General features: G+C 69.5%; 2 protein-coding genes and 1 pseudogene. 1 reads left to right on the forward strand and 2 read right to left on the reverse strand.

Translation table 11 applies throughout. The features are described 5' to 3' along the window. Together AC2VNT_RS16745 and hemE are read right to left on the reverse strand one after the other, a co-directional pair. Positions 1 to 947 (reverse strand): FAD-dependent oxidoreductase (locus AC2VNT_RS16745; protein WP_486947924.1); only part of this gene is annotated, 947 nt, incomplete at its 3' end. Beyond that, the gene (hemE, locus tag AC2VNT_RS16750; protein WP_486947925.1) at positions 944 to 1,993 is read right to left on the reverse strand and encodes a uroporphyrinogen decarboxylase; all 1,050 of its coding nucleotides are present in this window, start codon (positions 1,991 to 1,993) and stop codon (positions 944 to 946) included. The genes AC2VNT_RS16745 and hemE, both read right to left, overlap by 4 nt. Before the next feature lie 111 nt (positions 1,994 to 2,104). Between hemE and AC2VNT_RS16755 the strand changes: the two are divergent. Beyond that, positions 2,105 to 2,392 (forward strand): annotated as a pseudogene (locus tag AC2VNT_RS16755) (enoyl-CoA hydratase); the annotation flags it as partial.

Genomic DNA, 2,392 nt, shown 5'->3' on the forward strand with positions numbered 1-2,392 from the left:
TGCGGGAAGTCGATGCCACGGGGTACCGCCATCGCGAGTACCGCCGAGGAGGCGCACTCGATCCGGCCGGCCGCTGCGGCGGTGCGCGGAGCGACAGCGCCGACCAGGCGGGCGAGTCCCGCCGGCGGGACGGCAATGACCACCGCGTCGGCATGCCATTCGGCACCGCCAGCGTCCCGGAGCCGCCAACCTTGCCCGGCGGTGTCGATGCCGTCGATCGCGGCCTGCACCCAGTCGATCCGGCTGCGGCGAACCAGTTCGTCGACCAGCACGGTGTATCCCCCACCCACCGCACCGAAGATCGGGCCGGCGGTGATGCTGGTGAGAGCTTGCCGGACCGCGTCCGTGACGCTCGTGGCGCCGGCATCGAGGCCCGCGGCCAGGGCGGGTGCCGCCGAACGAAGGCCGATGGTCGCCGCCGACCCCGCGTAGACACCGCTGAGCATCGGATCCACCGACCGGGCCACCACCTGCTCGCCGAACCGGTCGCCGATCAGGTCGCCGACGGCCGGGTCGGCGCCGGGCTGCCAACTCAACGGTTGATCCTGCTCGGCCGCGATCCGAGCGAGGGTGGCGTCGTTGACCAGGCCGGCCATCGACTCCGCCGACGAGGGGATGCCGGTGAGCGTTCCCGCCGGCAACGGATGTAGCCGCGCCTGGCTGTAGATCAGCGGGCGCGCCCCCGTAGTGCCGAGTTGTTCGTTCGCCAGGCCCAGTTCGGCCAGCAACGCCGGCATTTCGGGTCGTCGTACCACGAACGCTTCGGCGCCGACATCGACGGCAACTCCGCCGACCTGCTCGGTGCGCAGCACTCCACCGAGCCGGTCTGAGGGGTCGAACAGCGTGATGCTCGCCTGCTCACCGGCGCTCTGGCGCAACCGGTACGCCGCGGTCAGACCTGAAATGCCGCCGCCGACAACACAGTACGAGCGTCCGATGGAAGTCATAGCGAATGGATCAGCGCTACCAGGTCGGTGAGTATCGCCGGGTCGGTCTCCGGCAGCACGCCGTGGCCGAGGTTGAAGATGTGCCCGGCCGCGCCGGCGTCGACAGCGCGTCGCCCGTCGTCGACCACCGTGCGCGCCACGTGCTCGACGGTCGGCCAGCCGGCCAACAGCACCGCCGGATCGAGATTGCCCTGCAACGACTTACCGCTGTCGACCCGCGCGGCTGCATCAACCAGCGACGTCCGCCAGTCGACCCCGACCACCGTCGCTCCGGCGGCCGACATGGCACCCAGTAGTTCGGCGGTGCCGACGCCGAAGTGCGTCATCGGAACACCCCGGTCGGCCAGTGCGGCGAACACCCGCGAACTGTGTGGCAGCACGTAGCGGCGGTAGTCCGCCAACGACAGCACACCGGCCCAGGAATCGAACACCTGAATCGCGTCCACCCCGGCGTCGAGTTGAACCCGCAGGAAGCCGATCGTCAACTCGGTCAACTTCGCCATCAGCGCGTGCCAGCAAGCCGGCTCGGACAGCATCATCGCCTTGGTTCTGGCGTGGTTACGGCTCGGACCGCCCTCGACCAGGTAGGACGCCAGCGTGAACGGCGCACCGGCGAAGCCGATCAGCGGCACCTCGGCCAGCTCGCCGACCAGCAGCGAGACCGCGTCGGCAACCGGTTGCACCCCGGCCGGATCCAGCGGCGCCAAGGCGTCGACGTCGGCAGCAGTGCGGACCGGCGCCGCGATCACCGGTCCGACATCGGCAACGATGTCCACGTCGACACCGGCGCCACGGAGCGGAACCACGATGTCGGAGAACAGGATTGCGGCGTCGACGTCGTGACGGCGGATCGGCTGTAGCGTTATCTCGGCGATCAGCTCGGCGTTGTAGCAGGCTTCCATCTTGGTGTTCTGCTTGCGCAATGCACGGTATTCCGGCAGCGAGCGTCCCGCCTGGCGCATGAACCACACCGGCACCCGGTTAGGTTTGCGGCCGGCGGCGGCGGCCAGATACGGCGAATCGGGAAGCGTGCGGCGGTCACTCATCAGGCTCAATGCTGCCACGACGGGCGAATCGGCGGGCGCGGCGGGCAGCGCCGCGGCACATGCGTAATCTCGTCGTCGGTAATGCCCGCGAGCCAATCGCCAGGAGCCCGGATGCCAGTTCGCCGACCCGCAGTCAGCTACGACGAGTTCCCCAGCCTGCGGGTCGAACGCGCCGAGCACGGCGTGCTGCACGTGATTCTCGACTCGCCGGGACTCAACTCGGTCGGCCCGCAGATGCACCGCGACCTCGCCGACATCTGGCCGGTCATCGGTCGTGACGCGGGTGTGCGCGCGGTGCTGGTCCGCGGCGAGGGCAAGGCGTTCTCCTCGGGCGGCAGCTTCGATCTGATCGACGAGACGATGGGTGAATTCGACGACCGGATGCGCATCATGCGCGAG

This window comes from Mycobacterium sp. TH-M15 (assembly GCF_057473705.1).

Coding starts and splice junctions, on each gene's coding strand:
- hemE (WP_486947925.1), bottom strand. CDS start 1,993: ATGAGTGACCGCCGCACGCTTCCCGATTCGCCGTATCTGGCCGCCGCC.